We start from the raw sequence: 16,145 nt of genomic DNA, 5'->3' as shown, positions 1-16,145 counted from the left end.
TGGCTTGAGCGCTTTCGGTGAGCATGCTGGGGGGGCGGTGATGCTGTGCAAAAGCCGGCCATTGAGCATTTAGTCAGATTGTGAATCTTGCTTTATCCGTTGTTGCACCTTATTCCAAATAGTATCCACATCATCCGCTGTTTTATTGAGCACCATTTGTTTGCTTAGCTCGCGGGTGATTTTCATGTGACGGACAAAACGGCGGCAATTGGCACACATCAATAAATGTAAACGAATCTGCCATTTAAGCGGTGTGCTCTTGTCAAGATAATCGCTGGCGATTGTGGCGACTTGTTTGCAACTTAGCATGAGCCAGTCTCCTGATAGCGGTCAATTACCTGCATGAGCGTGAGGCGGGCGCGGTGTACCAGCACTCTTACATTAGCTGCGCTGACGGCGAGGATACTGCAAATATCCTCAAACGATTGTTGTTCAATATCGCGCAAAATAAACGCCGCTTTTTGTGCGGGTGGCAAGAGATTTAGCGTGCGGTTAATACAGTGTTGTAATTGTTGCTCTTCTAAAAGCGCATCGGGTGATTCAATATTCCATTGCGGTATTGACTGCTGCCAGTGGCCATCTGCTTTGAAATTGGCGCCGTCAAGATAGCTTCCTGTAGCTTCACCATCCAATTGTTCCAGTGATACTTGCCGCGATTCTTTGCGTAAACGCGCTTTTGCCTGGTTGCTCACGATGGTAAGCAGCCAGGTTTTTAACGATGAGCGCCGTTCAAAATTGGCGATATTTTTATACACTGAAACCCAGGCCTCTTGCACTATATCGTCAGCAAAGATATCGCCGGCGATGGCGCGGGCAATATTCAACATGAGCGAATGATACAGTGCAATTACGTGGCGGAATGCCTGGTCGTCGCCGTGAATCAGTTGTGCAATCAGTTCGCTTTCATCGGTTGAGGTGGTTGTGGTCATCCGGTTGCTCATTGTGGGCTGAGGCGAATTGCGCATCGCAGTTTGCGCAATGGGCACCAGCTTAACACTCACCATAATCACTTTGCACACCGGATTATCTATTTAACGAAACGTTTTTTAACAAAGGATATTGGCGGCCAAGATAAAGGTTTAACCAATAATCCAGGCTGTGATATCTCCCTCCGCCCAAACCTGCCAATGCCAGTAACATAATGAAATAAGTTGCTGCGAATTCAATACCGTTATTAAGAATCACAAATTTTCCGCTGGCGGTGAGCCATTCATAATTGCCGTGTGTTTGTAAAATATCGCGAGCGCGCTCCAACTTTTCGTGCGCCGCTAACACTTGCTCATTGGCAAAAGGCGCATTGGCATCGGCAATGGCTTGCCAGCCGTTATCCCAATGAACACCGAGGATTGCAATGAGCATGGTGATCATCAGTGGAATGCTGATCAAGCGGGTGAACAAGCCCAGCACTAGCAACACGGCGCCAATAAGTTCGGCCGCTGTTGCAAGCACCGTCATTAAAAATGGAAAGGGCAGGCCTAGGCCCCAATCGGAATTGCCGAACCACTCGACGGTGCTATCAAAGGCGTTTAGTTTGCTCATGCCCGCCATCCAAAAAATGGGTGCGAGATATAGGCGTAATGCGAGGCTAGCGAGATTGGCGCTATGGTTTATTAGATTGTTGCGCAGGCGGAAAAGTGAGGTAAAGTTAAGCATAGAAGGCATCCATAAGTATTAATAAACTTATAGATGCCTGAGTGGCGAGTTTGTTACAAATATTCCGGTGGGGCCCGGGTATCGATTGGCATGGGCTTACTGCGCTTTTTTCTCCAGTGCTTCGGCTTCTTTTTTCAAGGCTTCATCAAATTCCAGCTGCTCCTGGTCTACCTTTGGCGCAACAGGCAGTGCTTGCTGAAGATTCTCCGTGGTTTGTGTTTTGACTTTTTCAACTGAGTTATTTGCCGCTTCATCGATTTTTTTAGTGATATTGTCGGTTACAGCTTCAACGGGATTCTCTACTATCTTTTGTACATCCAGCAGTGCTTTTTGTTTTTCTTCCAGGGATTTTTTGGCTGCCTGAGCTTTGTCGTAAGCACTTTGTAATTCTTTGGGGAGTACCGGGGTGATGGCTTGTTTGGCGCCTTCGATTTGCTCGGAAATAATTTCCGGCGTGCCATCCTTAATTAACATTACTGCCATTTGGTTGGTGTCGGCATTCCATACCATGGCAGCTTTATCGGTAATTTCTTGCACTTTCGGCGGTGCGTAGCGCGAAGCGACATAGAATAGGGCACCTTCCTGTTGGATAGTTTGCGCGGTACGCAGAAGTTTCATGGTGGGTTCGTATTTATCACCTAACAGTGCAGTCATGCGGTCTTTCACCATGGGCGTTTCAAACAGGTCAACTTCGTTGGGGTCAAAGCCCACCAAGGGTTTTAAAAATGACCACATCAATTTGCTTTGCAGTTGGTTTCCGATAAGCAGCGATGAAACGCAAGCGGACAGAAAAATACACATAAACGCGATAGAGATGAATTTGGTAGTGCGCATAAAAAATCCGATAAACAGCCAGGGTTAATGTTGCCGTCGGGCAGTGTACGCAATGTGATTTGCGCCGTACAATACAAATTGTTTAACTCGTTAATCACAAGGAAAGCGCCTTGAAAATTTTAGTGGCAATCAAGCGCGTAGTGGACCCCGGTGTCCGCGTGCGCCCTTTAACTGATGGCAGTGGTATGGATATCACCAATGCCAAAATGTCGATGAATCCCTTTTGCGAAATTGCCGTTGAAGCTGCCATTCGCCTGAAAGAGCAACAAGTGGCCACCGAAATTGTGGTGGTGAGCATCGGTACACAGGCAGTGCAGGAGCAATTGCGCAGTGCGCTCGCACTGGGTGCAGACCGGGCGCTTCATATCAGTACTGATTCCCCCCTTGAACCGCTCGCCATTGCCAAAGTGCTACATGTGCTGGTGCAGCAAGAGCAGCCTCAACTAGTGTTGCTGGGTAAACAGTCCATCGATGGTGACCACAACCAAACCGGACAGATGCTGGCAGCGCTCTGTGGCTTTCCACAGGGTACCTTTGCCTCCCGTATTGAATGCAAAGGCGATGAGGTTTGGGTAACGCGTGAATTGGATGGTGGCTTACAAACTCTTGCGCTGAGACTTCCCGCGGTGATCACCACCGACTTGCGTCTCAACCAGCCGCGCTACCCAACCATGCCCAACATTATGAAGGCGCGCCAGAAGCCGCTCGCAGTAATCCCCTTGGCAGATCTGGGGTTGGACCTGCAACCACGTCTTCAAACTCTTGCGCTCGAAGCGCCCAAGCTGCGCCAGCAAGGCGTCATGTTGAGCAGTGTTGCGGAACTGGTGGATAAACTGCGGCAGGAGGCCAAGGTGCTATGAGGTCATCGAATAATGTAAGCGCATTGGTGCTGGTGGAGCAGGATACTAGTGGTTTCAGCTTGATCAATCTCAAAGTGATGGGCGCCATTGAGCGCCTGCGTCATTTTGTTGATCTTGAGGTGGATCTATTGGTGGTCGGTAAGGATTGCGCTGCGGTTGCTGGTATGGCCGCGCGTATTCCGGGTGTTCGCCAGGTGTTGCTTGCCGATGGCGAAAGCGGTGAGCATCAGTTGCCTGAAACACTTGCCCCCTGGTTGGCTGAACTCTCCGGTGGCTACACGTATTTCTGTGTGGGTGCGACTACCTTCGGTAAAAACCTGTTGCCACGAGTGGCGGCATTGATGGATATCCAGCCGGTTACTGATGTGGTTGCCATACATTCAGACTGCGAATTCTCTCGGCCCATTTATGCGGGAAGCGCGCTTGCCCGCGTGCGTACCGGGCAGCTGACGAAACTCTTGAGTGTGCGTGCGAGTGCTTTTGCTGATGTTACTTTGGGAGAAAGCAGTGCGGCTATAGTGCCCATGACACCGCCTCCGGCGCAAAACATGAGCCGTTTTATTGAGCAACAACAGGTACAGGCCGAGCGGCCTGAACTTGCCTCAGCGCGTGTGGTGGTGTCGGGCGGGCGTGGGTTGCAAGCCGGTGAGAACTTTCAGCTGCTCTACCGCCTGGCCGACAAGCTAGGTGCTGCAGTTGGTGCATCCCGCGCAGCAGTAGACGCGGGTTTTGCCCCCAACGATATGCAGGTGGGCCAGACCGGAAAAGTGGTGGCACCGGAGCTGTATATCGCGATAGGGCTTTCAGGCGCAGTGCAACATTTGGCGGGCATGCGCGATTCGCGGGTAGTAGTGGCGATCAACAAAGACCCGGATGCCCCTATCTTTCAAGCGGCAGATTATGGTTTGGTTGCTGATCTATTTGATGCGGTGCCCGAGTTGATCGCGCTTTTGTAAAAGTGCTGTAACAAATACGCTTAACCTCAACCCTAAAGCCGCTAATACAGCGGCTTTTTGTTTTTTTCGCTACAATGCCGCCCCATTCATCCTCTTCACGCGTTTATCAGGCTTAATCGACCATGAATCTCGAACAATTTGAAACCTGGGCTATGTACATTTGTGGCGGCGGGCTGATTATCTTTATGTTTTTTATTGTGTGGGATCTCGCCAAAAAATCCAAAGCGGGCCGGTTTGGTACCTTCATCCTGTTTGGTGTATTGGGTTTTGCGATTATGGTATTTGTGATTAAAGAAGTATTTGTACACGTACTCAGCTAGCCTTGCTGGGTTAGCGCCGATTCCAATCATTATCAATGTGGGTTAACCATGTTCCATTTTTTTGTCCCCGTCACCAAGGTTCAAAAAGACCGTGCCATCATGCGCGAAACCGATGCGCGCGTTGCTAAATACAGCCGGCGCGGTCTAATCCTCAATTTTATTGTCTTTGTTCTCTGTCTTGCGTTCGGCGACTTTCAGGAAAAAGAACACAATCTGGCGATAGTGCTGGTGACCGGGCTACTGCTGGTGACACTGGTGCGCAGTTATTATTTATTTCGTTTCGATACGCTTTACGCCCGCGCTCCTACGCGCTGGCGCAACCAATACTTTTTTGCCTCTTGCCTTGGCGCTGCCTGGTGGAGTGTGATTTTGGTTACGCTTACCTGGGTGCAGGGGATGCGCGATGAAACTTTGGTGATGTGGCTTTATTCCGTTGTTTTTTACTCCAGTGTCGCCAACGTTTTTGCACCTTATCGCCATTTTCTGAGTTTGTATTTAGCAATAGGGCAGGTGCCCGCTGCTATCACCGCCATTATGCTCGGCACTGCGGAAGGCGCCTTATATGGCTGCATTATGTTGGTGTTTTACGTGATGCTCAGCCATCAGGGAAAGGTTACCTCGCTTGCTTACTGGGAGCGGCTGGAAGCACATTATTCTCTGCGTGAACGCGCGCAAGGTTTGGAAAATGAAAAGCGTACCTCGCAAGCGCAGATTGAATTAAAAAATGAGTTTTTGGTAAACCTTGGGCAGGAGATTCGCTCGTCAATTAGCGATGTGATGAGCACGCTTTCATTGATCGACGACAGTCAACTTTCCGAGCATCACCGTGAATTGCTCACTACTGCGAACAAAGCGACTGGCCGACAAATCGATTTGGTAAATAACGTGGTTGATTTCTCCAAGATCACCACGAAAACGCTGGTGCTCGATGAAGTTGAATTTGACTTGCGCCGTGTGCTGGAAAAATTTGTGCAGGATTTTACGCTCGATGCACATCAGCAAGGCATTGAACTCTATTACAGTTTTGATCCGAATATGCCCCTGCGTGTAAAAGGGGATGTGGCGCGCTTGAACCAAATTCTGGCGACCTTGCTTAACCACACTCTCAAAGCCAGCCGGATTGAGCATGTGTTTATCGAAGCGCGATTCCATCAAGAGCAGGATGATCTTGGTGAATTGCAAGTGATCATCAGCGATAGCGAAAAAAATGTTGCGGGAGAAAATGATCCTGAAGCCCATGAGAGCAACCAAAAAGGCATAGGCCTGTCGATTTGTAAAGGCTTGGCAGAATGTATGGGTGGCAGTATTCATTTGCGTGAAAATAAAAATCGCGGCAATCGCATTTTTATTAATGTCACACTGCAGGTGGTATCACATGAAGACCGCCGTTTTGGCTCGGAGCAGAAATTGCGCGGTAAGCGCGCGTTGTTGGTTGACTTGCCGGATAGCAATGCCAATGCACTGGCCGACGAAATTAATGCCTGGGGTATGAGTACCACCATTGTGTCGGGGCAGGAGCAAACAATTGCAAAACTGCGTGAACAAGCTGCGAACAACACGCCCTTCGATTTGGTGTTGATTTTTACTAAACTCAATAATATGAATGGTTTGGCCCTATCGCGCGAAATTGCCGCCCACCCCGATATCGCCGATGTAAAACAAATTATCGCGATGAGTATATTGCAGAGCGATAGCCCGGAAATGAAGTTGCATTTGCGCAGCCACCCACAAATCTGTGTGATTGAAAAACCGATTATGCGCAGACGTTTACACGACGTTGCGGTGCAAAAATTATTGAACCTGAGTATCGATGACGAACGTAAACCCCAAGAGCGGGACACACTGGGATTGGTGGTGATGCCGCGCGTGCTTCTGGTTGAAGACCATCGTGTAGATCAAATGGTGATTAGCGCTATGCTCAAAAAGCTGGGGTGCTATGTACAAATAGCGCATAACGGTTCAGAAGCGGTTGAGATAGTTGAAAAAGAGCGCTTTGATCTGGTGTTAATGGATTACGACATGAAAGAGCAGGAGAGCATAATTGCCACTCAAAAAATCCGCACATATGAACGTGCTAACAACAGTCTCCGGCATTTGCCGATTGTGGCAGTAACCGCAGCACAATCCGACTCTGATCAAGAAGTCTTAGCTGCAGGAATGGATGACCATATTAGTAAGCCAATCCGTTACGATGATCTGGAAAGCCGCTTGCAGCGCTGGCTGGAAAACTCCCGCGTGTAAGTAAGTTGACACTTGTAGGATAAGAAGCGTTTATAAGCGTAAACCTGCAGGCTAAAACAAAATGCCGCTGATATTATCAGCGGCATTTTCATTTTCAGGGATGTGCGTTTTTGTTATACCAGTCCTATGGTTTTACTTGTTCACTAGTTATCACCACTACTAAAAATACATCTAAAAAAAGGTTCGGTCATGCGTATACTCGGCCAGTACACCCTTGTTAAAACTCAACAGCTACTCGGATTAACTTTTCTTCTCTTACTTGCCAGTTGCGGGCAAGGGACATCAGATACAGCAGCACCTGAAGGGCAGCCAAATACTGCACTACCCACTACGTCGGCAAGCCAGGTGCAGAGCATTAGCGGCGCACGTATTTTGGTGTTTAGCAAGACGGCTGGTTGGCGCCATGATTCAATTTCCGCTGGCATAGCCGCATTTGAAAAATTGGCTAAAGAGCAACAATTTTCGGTGGTGGCGACAGAAGACTCGGCAGTGTTTACCGATGCCGAACTGAGCCAATTCAATGCAATCGTATTTTTAAATACTACGCTCAATGTGCTTGATGAAAATCAGGAATTGGCAATGGAGCGCTACATTCAAGCGGGTGGTGGTTTTGTAGGCATCCACGCTGCTGCAGATACCGAATGGGAGGGTGAATGGTTTTGGTATCGCAATTTAGTGGGTGCTGTTTTTAAGGATCATCCCAATACCCCAAGTAATGTGCAACAAGCAACAGTGAATTTTGTCGATAAAAAGCATTTGTCGACTGAGGCCTTGCCGGATGCAATCAGTGTGGCAGATGAGTGGTACAACTATCGCGATATGTATGAATTTATCAACGTGGTTGCCAAGGTTGATGAGTCAACATACCAAGGTGGCGGGCATGGCCATGATCACCCCATTTCCTGGTATCACGATTATGATGGCGGCCGCGCGTTTTACACGGGTATGGGGCACACCAGTGAATCATTTTCTGATCCGAACCTGTTGCAGCACTTGCTTGGCGGTATGACTTATGCGGTAGGTTTGAATCATCGCCCTGGCTTTAAGCCGCGTTTGGATTACACGAAATCCAGACCGGAAAATAATCGCTTTATTAAAAAGACCTTGGTCGAAAAATTAGATGAGCCAGTGAAGCTGGCATTTTTCCCTAATGGCGATGCGTTAATTGCATTGCGCCCTGGCGCCTTCCAGCGCGTTGATTATAAAACCGGCCAAATCAGCGATGCGGGCAAGTTGGTGGTTGGTTACGATAAGTTTCAGGAGTGGGGTTTGGTTGGTGTGGCGGTTGATCCTGATTTTGATAAAAACCAGCGCATCTATGCGGCATTCACGGTGAAGGATGAGGCCGGGAATGTTGCGCAGCGTTTGTCACATTTTTTGTGGCGCAACAACCAAGTCGATGCCACAACCGAACAAAAAGTCCTGCAGTACCCGATCGATAATAACTGCTGCCACACCGGCGGTGATTTGCAATTTGGCAACAACGGCGAATTGTTTTTTTCTACCGGCGACAATACCAATCCGCACGATCAGGATGGTTATGCACCGCTCGATTTTCGCACGGGCATGAAAAAGAACGATGGGTTGCGTGGTGCCGGTAATACCAACGACTTGCGCGGGAAAGTGTTACGCATAAAACCTAAAGCAGAAGGTGGTTATGATATTCCTGCCGGAAACTTATTCACTGATGCTACTCAAGGTCGCCCGGAAATTTATGTTATGGGCGCGCGCAACCCTTACAGCATCACCTTTGATAAACGTAACAACACGTTGTTTTACGGTGATATAGGCCCCGATGCAAGCAATGATTCCGATGAAAAAGGCTCGCGCGGTTACGATGAAATTAATCGCGTGACGGCGCCAGGTAATTTCGGTTGGCCGTTGGTTATCGGGCAAAACAAACCTTATAACCAATATGATTACGTAACGAAAAAATCCGGTGATCTGGTCGATGTAAACAATCCAATTAATTATTCACCTAACAATACGGGTGCAAAACAATTACCACCCGCGCAGCCAGCGTTTATTGCTTATCCCTACGGAACATCCGATGTGTTTCCTGAAATGGGTACGGGCGGGCGCACGGCCTTGGTCGCCGATGTTTATCGCTCTGGTGATTATCCTGAATCGGTAAACCGTTATCCTGCGTATTACGACAATAAATTATTTATCCTCGATTTTATGCGCGCTTGGGTAAAAGTGGTGAGTTTTGATGAGCAAGGGCGCATTCAAAAAATTGAGCCTTTTGCCCCACAAATTAATTACGCATTGCCGATTGATGCACGCTTTGCACCCGATGGTACTTTGTATGTACTTGAATATGGTATGTCTTGGTTTACTGGCAATCCGGATGCGCGCCTTGCTCGGATTGAATATGTGGGTGCCGGTAACCGTCCACCTGTTGCGGAAATTACGTTAGAGAAAACCCAATTTGGCGTCCCGGCAACCATTAATGCATCAGCGAATAAATCTGTGGATTTGGATGGCGACAAAATTACTTATGCATGGAAGTTGCACTGTGCCGATGCAGCCTGTCCTGAACGTGCTTTAGGTGATGCCGTTGAATTGAATTTGGCGTTGGATAAACCGGGAAAATACAATCTGGAATTGGCAGTAACCGATGCACAGGGGGCAAAGTCATTGTTCACTGCGCCACTTGAAATTGGTAACGAGCCGCCAGTGATTGGTTTCTCTAATACAGAAAACCAATCGTTTTTCTGGCCTGACACCAAACAGTTTAATTATGCGTTCTCTGTTAATGATAAAGAGGATGGTGCTGTCGGTGAGGTAGAAAATGGTAATCCACTGGTTACTTTTACTTATGTAGAACCGGAGAAAAAATCCGCACTTGGGCATCAAGCCGTTAATTTAATTGATCAAGGTAAAGCGTTGGTTGATGCGAACAATTGTTTGGGTTGCCATAAGCTGGATGAAAAAATGGTTGGCCCGGCATTCCGCGATGTTGCTAAAAAATATCAAAAAGATTCCAAAGCAATCGCGTATCTGGTGAATAAACTTGGCAATGGCGGCGCAGGTGTGTGGGGTGAAATGAATATGCCGGCGTTCTCCGGTTTGAGCGAAGCTGAACGCACCGCACTGGCCACTTATGTGTTATCGCTTGCGGAAGATCATTCGCCTAAAGGTTTGGCATTGGCAGGCACCTTTGATCTTAAATCTCATCAAAAAAATTCGGCATCTTTAAAAGCAGATAAACCCTACACCTTAAGTGGTGAGGCTTATATTTTTACTGCAAAGTACAAGGACAAGGGTGCAAATAATTTCTCGTCAATTGAGGTAAGTAAACAAATCAAACTTATTCCGGCGCGGTTGGATTTTTATAGTGTGTATGTACCAACTTCTGCTACCAAAGAAGCCAAGCAAGATACATTCTATAATGTTAAGTCAATTATGGTTCCCGCTAGTGAAGAAGTCTCTGGGTTCGCGTTTGGCCGCTATGATTTGACCGCGGTGAAATCCGTAAAAATAGGAGCGTTGTTTTTTAAAGAGCCGACTACATGGCTATTCGAAATTCGCCGCGGCAATGCCGAAGGTGATGTGCTGGCTTCAGGTACCATTTCACCTTCCAAGCTAAAAACCTATGGGCGCAATAGTATTCCCTTAAAAGAAACCAGCGGCTTCACCGAGTTGTATATCAACATAAAACCTGAACAGAAGACTGCAGCAGAAGTGCGGTTGCATGACATCAGTTTCGAGAAATAAAACCGGTTTGCGAATATATTGCAGATGAAAAAAACCCGCTAAAAAGCGGGTTTTTTTCGTTTAAGACTTGCGTCTTATTTTTCCCCGGCCTTACACAGCAACAGTTTGGATCTCTACCGCAGCAATACGCTTGCCTTCGTTAGCCGAGTTTTGGTAGCTCTCAATTTCGTTGAAGTTGAGGTAGCGATAAATCTCGGAAGACATGCTGTTGATTTTGCTCGCGTAGCTTTGGTATTCCTCTGGTGTTGGCAGCTTGCCGAGTACCGCAGCGATAGCCGCCAATTCAGCAGAAGCCAAATACACGTTAGCGCCTTCACCCAAACGGTTGGGGAAGTTACGGGTAGAGGTAGATACCACGGTGGATTTTGGAGCTACACGCGCTTGGTTACCCATGCACAGTGAGCAGCCTGGCATTTCGGTGCGGGCACCTTTAACGCCATAGATGCTGTAGTAGCCTTCTTCCATCAACTGATGCTCGTCCATTTTGGTGGGCGGGGCAATCCACAGACGGGTCGTTAACTCGTCTTTGGTTGAGGCAAGCAATTTACCTGCAGCGCGGAAGTGACCGATGTTGGTCATGCACGAACCGATAAACACTTCATCAATCTTCGCGCCTTGAACTTCAGACAATACTTTCACATCATCCGGGTCGTTAGGGCAGGCGAGGATTGGTTCTTTGATATCGGCCAGATCGATGTCGATAACGGCCGCGTATTCTGCATCTTTATCGGCTTCCATCAGTTCAGGGTTGGCAATCCAGGCTTCCATCTTCTGTGCGCGGCGCTCAAGGGTGCGGATATCGCCGTAACCTTGTTCGATCATCCAGCGCAGCATGGTGATGTTGGAAGTCATGTATTCAATGATGGGCGCTTTGTCCAACTTGATAGTACAACCAGCTGCTGAACGCTCAGCCGATGCGTCAGAGATTTCAAACGCTTGCTCTACTTTCAAGTCAGGCAAACCTTCAACTTCAAGAATGCGGCCAGAGAAAATATTCTTCTTACCCTTTTTCTCAACTGTCAGCAAACCGGCTTTGATTGCGTAAAGCGGAATCGCGTTTACCAGATCACGCAAGGTGATGCCTGGTTGCAATTCGCCTTTGAAGCGCACCAGAACAGACTCCGGCATATCGAGTGGCATAACGCCAGTCGCCGCAGCAAAGGCTACCAAGCCAGAACCGGCCGGGAAGGAAATGCCGATTGGGAAACGGGTGTGTGAATCGCCACCAGTACCTACGGTGTCAGGCAGCAACATACGGTTCAACCAGCTGTGGATGATGCCGTCGCCCGGACGCAGGGAAACACCGCCGCGAGTCATAATAAAATCGGGCAGGGTATGTTGGGTTTCGATATCCACTGGCTTTGGATACGCAGCAGTGTGGCAGAAGGACTGCATGGTGAGGTCGGCCGAGAAACCAAGGCACGCCAGGTCTTTCAACTCGTCGCGGGTCATAGGGCCAGTAGTGTCCTGTGAACCTACGGTAGTCATGTAGGGCTCGCAGTAAGTGCCTGGGCGAATACCTTTAACGCCGCAGGCTTTTCCTACCATTTTCTGTGCGAGTGTATAACCCTTGCCGCTATCAGCCGGTGCTTCTGGCAGGCGGAACAAAGTGCTTGCAGGCAAGCCCAATGATGCACGCGCTTTGGTGGTCAGGCCACGGCCGATGATCAATGGGATACGACCGCCAGCTTGAACTTCGTCCAACAATACGTCTGATTTGAGGCTGAATTCAGACAGCACAGCGCCGGTAGTGGCGTTGAGGATTTTCCCCTCGTAAGGGCGAATCTCAATTACATCACCCATGTTCAGGTTATCAACCGGTGCTTCAAACACCAGTGCGCCAGCATCTTCCATGGTGTTGTAGAAAATCGGCGCGACTTTGCTGCCGATACACACACCGCCGGTACGCTTGTTAGGTACGCCCGGAATATCTTCACCGATAAACCAGAGTACAGAGTTGGTTGCTGACTTACGTGAAGAACCGGTGCCCACAACATCACCCACGAATACCAGTGGATAACCCTTGGTTTTCAGTGCTTCGATTTGTTTGATCGGGCCAATTTTGCCTGGCTCATCAGGGGTGATTCCATCGCGTGCCATTTTGAACATGGCCAGTGAGTGCAGAGGGATATCAGGGCGTGACCAGGCATCAGGTGCTGGTGACAGATCATCGGTATTGGTTTCGCCGGTGACTTTGAAAACGGTGAGCTTGGTGCTCTCGGGAACTTTAGGCTTGCTGGTGAACCATTCGGCGTCAGCCCAGGATTGCATCAGTTCTTTCGCATGCGGGTTGCCCGCTTTTACTTTTTCTTCCACATCGTGGAATGCATCAAACATCAACAGGGTGTGCTTGAGCTCTTTCGCAGCCAGGGGTGCCAAAGTGGCATCGTCAAGCAGGCTAACCAGAGTTTCGATGTTGTAACCACCGAGCATCATGCCGAGCAGTTTTATCGCGAGAGGCTTATCGATCAGGGGGGAGGAAGCTTGGTCTTTCAAAATCGCGCTTAGGAAAGCGGCTTTAACATAGGCGGCTTCATCAACGCCGGGCGGAACGCGGTTGGTGATCAAATCCAGTAATACTTCAGCTTCACCAGCGGGGGGATTTTTTAACAGTTCAACCAATCCAGCAACTTGTTCGGCGTTTAATGGTTTTGGTGGAATACCTTCTGCGGCGCGTTCTGCGACCTGTTTACGATAGGCTTCAAGCACGGTTTTATCCTCATTAGTGTAGGGGTTACTCCCTCGGCAGGATCTCTGCTTCCGGAGACTATCCATGGCCTTCATGGATGACTAAGTGCGCTCAAAAAAACAGCGCCCTTAAAAAAGCTCGTGAGAGCGGTAAATCGGGCGGGAAGTATACCTCAAGCCGCGCAACCTGTTAATGCGCCCAAAGCAACTCATACCGGTTTACAGGCATGTGTCTCGCTCAGTGGGAATCGGTATTTAAAGTCGATTGTGATAAGGTGGCGAGCTTGTTTGATGACCCCAACATGACCTATGGCAACGATAAAAATGGCTCCTGCCAATAAAAATGAGGACACTATGATAGCGACAAAGAAAGCGGCACAAAAAAACCTGTTAATTTCCAGCCTGATGGTTGGTTTGCTCGCCACCTTGGCGGGTTGCGATAAAAAACCAGCTGATGCTCCGGTAGCGAGTGATGCGGTAGTGTCATCCGCTGCGGCAGAAATATCTGTTGCTGCTCCTGCAGTTGCAGCCTGCGATGGCACAGCGCCCGCCGGTGAGTTGACCCCGGTACGCATCGAAGCGGCGAATACCACTCGCACAGAACCTGGTTTATTTGAAGGCCCGGTTTGGATTAAAGATTCACTGTATTTTTCTGATTTTGTTTTCACCAACGGATTTTCATCGCGTATTCAAAAGTTGGATGCGAGTGGCGCAGTGACGACTGCAATTGAAGATTCGGGCAGCAATGGCCTCGCAGTAGACAGCAACGGTCTGTTAGTTGCGGGAACACACAAATACAAAAGTCTCTCGCGCTTTAATCCTGCAACGGGCGAGCGCAGTTCAGTAGTCGAACAATTCAACGGCAACGTATTTAATTCGCCGAATGACATTGCCATCGCTAAAGACGGCACTATTTATTTTACCGACCCTGCTTTCCAGCGCGATGCTGCGCCAGGCGGCCAGGAAAAAACCGGTGTTTACCGTGTAGCAGTTGATGGCACAGTGACCTTGGTTGATGACACCATTAGCAATCCAAACGGTATCGCTTTATCACCCGCAGAAGATGTGCTTTACGTAAACGGCGGTGGTGAACAAGGTTTACTGCGCGCTTATCCAATCGTAGATGGTGTTCCACAAACAGGAAAAGATTTGGTAACTGGATTAACGATTCCCGATGGCATGGCGATTGATTGTAAGGGCAATATTTATTTGACTGAACACATCGCACGTCAATTGCGTGTATACACCCCAGCGGGTGAGCAAATTGCGCAAGCATCTACCGATGCCAATCTCACCAATGCGGCATTTGGTGGGGTGGAAGGGAAAACCCTGTACCTGACTGGCGCAGGTTCATTGTGGAAAATTGAATTAAATATTACTGGTTCAGCCTATTAATTTTCTTCGTTTTTTATTTTTATACACCTGCGAGCCGGTTGTTAAACCGGTTCGCTTATAACGCGATTATTATGCTTGTATTAAAACCCGTAAAAACTCCCTGTGTGGGAATTTGCTCCACCGGCATTGGCGACAGTGTCTGCCGTGGCTGCAAACGTTTTGGCCACGAAGTTATCGATTGGAATAGTTACACCCATGAGCAGCGTTTGCTAATTGCGCAGCGGCTGGAAGCGTTTCTCGCACAAATTGTGCAGAACATGATTCAAGTCAATGACGAAAAGTTATTGCTCACGCAAATTAAACACCAGCAAATCCAATTCAAGCCCGAGCAAAATCCCTATTGCTGGGTATTCGATTTATTGCGCGCAGGCGCCAGCCAGATTCAGGATTTATCTCAATACGGTCTTGCATTACAAATGAAATGGGTCGGCACACCATTAACCGTGATTCGCGATAATATCGACAAGGATTTTTACGCACTCTCCTGCGCCCATTACGAACGCTACATATCGCCCTGTTTTGTCACAGCTGAAACCTTCGAACAACACAAATAGTTTTTACTTTATGAATGCTCTCACCAAAATCCAGCAATTCCTTCACTGCGAAACTCCCGATGCCTGGGTAAAAAACGCCTTGGACAATCAAGCCCTGTTATTACTCGATCACGCAAACTGCGAAAAAAAAGCGGCGTCCACTGCAATTAATTTAATGTTTCGCTACGTGGGCGATTTTGACATGATGAACAAAATGTCCCGCCTTGCCCGCGAAGAGCTTCGTCACTACGAACAGGTGATGGCTATTATGAAGGCGAGGGGCGTGAGCTACGATCAAATCACTCCCGGCCGTTACGCGGGCGAATTGCGCAAACTGGTTCGTACTTCAGAACCCGGTCGCTATATAGATACACTCATCTGCGGAGCCATCATCGAAGCCCGCTCGTGCGAACGCTTCGCCAAAGTCGCACCGCACCTGGATCAAGAGCTGCAAACTTTTTATCTCTCATTGCTGAAATCTGAATCCCGTCATTACGAAGACTATTTAACCCTTGCCAAACGCGCGGCTGATGGAGCGGATATTTCTGCGCGAGTGCAGGAATTTCTCGCGTTGGAAAAAATGTTGATTGAGGGAACGGATGAGGAGTTTCGGTTTCATTCAGGAGTTTTGAATTAATTACGGATTGAATTCCCTCCATCGCTGCTCTTCATTGGTGGCATGAAATCGGATTCTTAGCGTGAGGTTAAAATATTGTCGATGGAGCATAAAACTAAATTTCTTTACCGCTCAACGTTTATGGATAAGTTAATATTGCTCACATTGGTCGGTTATATGTGGTTGGGCACTGTGTTTAACTGGGATAGTTTTTCCAACAGCGTTAATGCCCGGTTAATTTCGTCCTCGGCGATGGCATATTTAATTTGGCATTTTTTTGCAAGTCGGAAATTGTTATTTATTCAGATAACCTCAGAAGGTGTTTGTGT

The 16,145-nt window shown here is 48.3% G+C and carries 13 protein-coding genes; 8 read left to right on the top strand and 5 right to left on the bottom strand.

The window, feature by feature from the left end:
• Window positions 1–69 precede the first annotated feature (69 nt).
• The 4 genes from B4E62_RS13385 to B4E62_RS13370 all read right to left on the bottom strand — a co-directional run bounded on the left by B4E62_RS13385 (window position 70) and on the right by B4E62_RS13370 (window position 2,487).
• A complete protein-coding gene (locus B4E62_RS13385) occupies window positions 70–309 on the bottom strand; it encodes a hypothetical protein (RefSeq protein ID WP_331352396.1) in 240 nt (79 codons plus the stop codon).
• Entirely contained in the window at window positions 303–929 is a 627-nt protein-coding gene (locus tag B4E62_RS13380) for an RNA polymerase sigma factor (protein ID WP_331352395.1), read from the bottom strand. Before B4E62_RS13380 ends, B4E62_RS13385 begins: the two co-directional genes overlap by 7 nt.
• Window positions 930–1,023: 94 nt before the next feature.
• Complete coding sequence (locus tag B4E62_RS13375; RefSeq protein ID WP_331352394.1) at window positions 1,024–1,653, bottom strand: DoxX family protein; 630 nt, start codon at window positions 1,651–1,653, stop codon at window positions 1,024–1,026.
• A gap of 96 nt (window positions 1,654–1,749) precedes the next feature.
• A complete protein-coding gene (locus B4E62_RS13370; RefSeq protein WP_310070531.1) occupies window positions 1,750–2,487 on the bottom strand; it encodes a hypothetical protein in 738 nt (245 codons plus the stop codon).
• A 110-nt stretch (window positions 2,488–2,597) separates the two neighbouring features.
• Between B4E62_RS13370 and B4E62_RS13365 the strand changes: the two genes are divergently transcribed.
• The 5 genes from B4E62_RS13365 to B4E62_RS13345 all read left to right on the top strand — a co-directional run bounded on the left by B4E62_RS13365 (window position 2,598) and on the right by B4E62_RS13345 (window position 10,584).
• Window positions 2,598–3,347: an electron transfer flavoprotein subunit beta/FixA family protein gene (locus B4E62_RS13365; protein ID WP_331352393.1), complete on the top strand. Its 750-nt coding sequence runs from the start codon at window positions 2,598–2,600 to the stop codon at window positions 3,345–3,347.
• A complete protein-coding gene (locus B4E62_RS13360) occupies window positions 3,344–4,303 on the top strand; it encodes an FAD-binding protein (RefSeq protein WP_331352392.1) in 960 nt (319 codons plus the stop codon). The genes B4E62_RS13365 and B4E62_RS13360 overlap by 4 nt, the downstream gene beginning before the upstream one ends.
• Window positions 4,304–4,425: 122 nt before the next feature.
• Window positions 4,426–4,623, top strand: a complete 198-nt coding sequence (locus tag B4E62_RS13355; RefSeq protein WP_310070538.1) for a DUF2788 domain-containing protein — start codon at window positions 4,426–4,428, stop codon at window positions 4,621–4,623.
• Window positions 4,624–4,671: 48 nt separating this feature from the next.
• Window positions 4,672–6,864 carry a response regulator gene (locus tag B4E62_RS13350; protein WP_331352391.1) on the top strand — a complete coding sequence of 731 codons (2,193 nt, stop codon included), beginning with the start codon at window positions 4,672–4,674 and terminating at the stop codon, window positions 6,862–6,864.
• 189 nt (window positions 6,865–7,053) lie between these two features.
• Entirely contained in the window at window positions 7,054–10,584 is a 3,531-nt protein-coding gene (locus B4E62_RS13345) for a ThuA domain-containing protein (protein WP_331352390.1), read from the top strand.
• Window positions 10,585–10,674: 90 nt separating this feature from the next.
• On the opposite strand, the gene acnB is transcribed toward B4E62_RS13345, so the two are convergent.
• Window positions 10,675–13,293: a bifunctional aconitate hydratase 2/2-methylisocitrate dehydratase gene (gene acnB / locus B4E62_RS13340; RefSeq protein ID WP_310070545.1), complete on the bottom strand. Its 2,619-nt coding sequence runs from the start codon at window positions 13,291–13,293 to the stop codon at window positions 10,675–10,677.
• Window positions 13,294–13,626: 333 nt separating this feature from the next.
• On the opposite strand from acnB, the gene B4E62_RS13335 reads away from it, so the two are divergent.
• From B4E62_RS13335 to B4E62_RS13325, 3 genes are all read left to right on the top strand, one after another.
• Window positions 13,627–14,667, top strand: coding sequence for an SMP-30/gluconolactonase/LRE family protein (locus B4E62_RS13335; protein WP_310070547.1), 1,041 nt, complete (start codon window positions 13,627–13,629; stop codon window positions 14,665–14,667).
• A 71-nt stretch (window positions 14,668–14,738) separates the two neighbouring features.
• Complete coding sequence (locus B4E62_RS13330; protein WP_331352389.1) at window positions 14,739–15,221, top strand: DUF1289 domain-containing protein; 483 nt, start codon at window positions 14,739–14,741, stop codon at window positions 15,219–15,221.
• Between the two features lie 10 nt (window positions 15,222–15,231).
• Window positions 15,232–15,837 carry a tRNA-(ms[2]io[6]A)-hydroxylase gene (locus B4E62_RS13325; protein ID WP_331352388.1) on the top strand — a complete coding sequence of 202 codons (606 nt, stop codon included), beginning with the start codon at window positions 15,232–15,234 and terminating at the stop codon, window positions 15,835–15,837.
• The last annotated feature ends 308 nt before the right edge of the window (window positions 15,838–16,145 follow it).

The sequence above is a fragment of the Cellvibrio sp. UBA7671 genome (assembly GCA_002483145.1).
GTDB lineage: Bacteria > Pseudomonadota > Gammaproteobacteria > Pseudomonadales > Cellvibrionaceae > Cellvibrio > Cellvibrio fibrivorans.
This window is presented reverse-complemented; position numbering and strand designations above follow the sequence as displayed.

Bases quoted from the DNA above. Each gene is read 5' to 3' on its own strand.
- B4E62_RS13350 (WP_331352391.1), top strand. From the start codon at position 4,672: ATGTTCCATTTTTTTGTCCCCGTCACCAAGGTTCAAAAAGACCGTGCC.
- B4E62_RS13385 (WP_331352396.1), bottom strand. From the start codon at position 309: ATGCTAAGTTGCAAACAAGTCGCCACAATCGCCAGCGATTATCTTGAC.
- B4E62_RS13355 (WP_310070538.1), top strand. From the start codon at position 4,426: ATGAATCTCGAACAATTTGAAACCTGGGCTATGTACATTTGTGGCGGC.
- B4E62_RS13380 (WP_331352395.1), bottom strand. From the start codon at position 929: ATGACCACAACCACCTCAACCGATGAAAGCGAACTGATTGCACAACTG.
- B4E62_RS13330 (WP_331352389.1), top strand. From the start codon at position 14,739: ATGCTTGTATTAAAACCCGTAAAAACTCCCTGTGTGGGAATTTGCTCC.
- B4E62_RS13325 (WP_331352388.1), top strand. From the start codon at position 15,232: ATGAATGCTCTCACCAAAATCCAGCAATTCCTTCACTGCGAAACTCCC.
- B4E62_RS13345 (WP_331352390.1), top strand. From the start codon at position 7,054: ATGCGTATACTCGGCCAGTACACCCTTGTTAAAACTCAACAGCTACTC.
- B4E62_RS13370 (WP_310070531.1), bottom strand. From the start codon at position 2,487: ATGCGCACTACCAAATTCATCTCTATCGCGTTTATGTGTATTTTTCTG.
- B4E62_RS13375 (WP_331352394.1), bottom strand. From the start codon at position 1,653: ATGCTTAACTTTACCTCACTTTTCCGCCTGCGCAACAATCTAATAAAC.
- B4E62_RS13360 (WP_331352392.1), top strand. From the start codon at position 3,344: ATGAGGTCATCGAATAATGTAAGCGCATTGGTGCTGGTGGAGCAGGAT.
- B4E62_RS13335 (WP_310070547.1), top strand. From the start codon at position 13,627: ATGATAGCGACAAAGAAAGCGGCACAAAAAAACCTGTTAATTTCCAGC.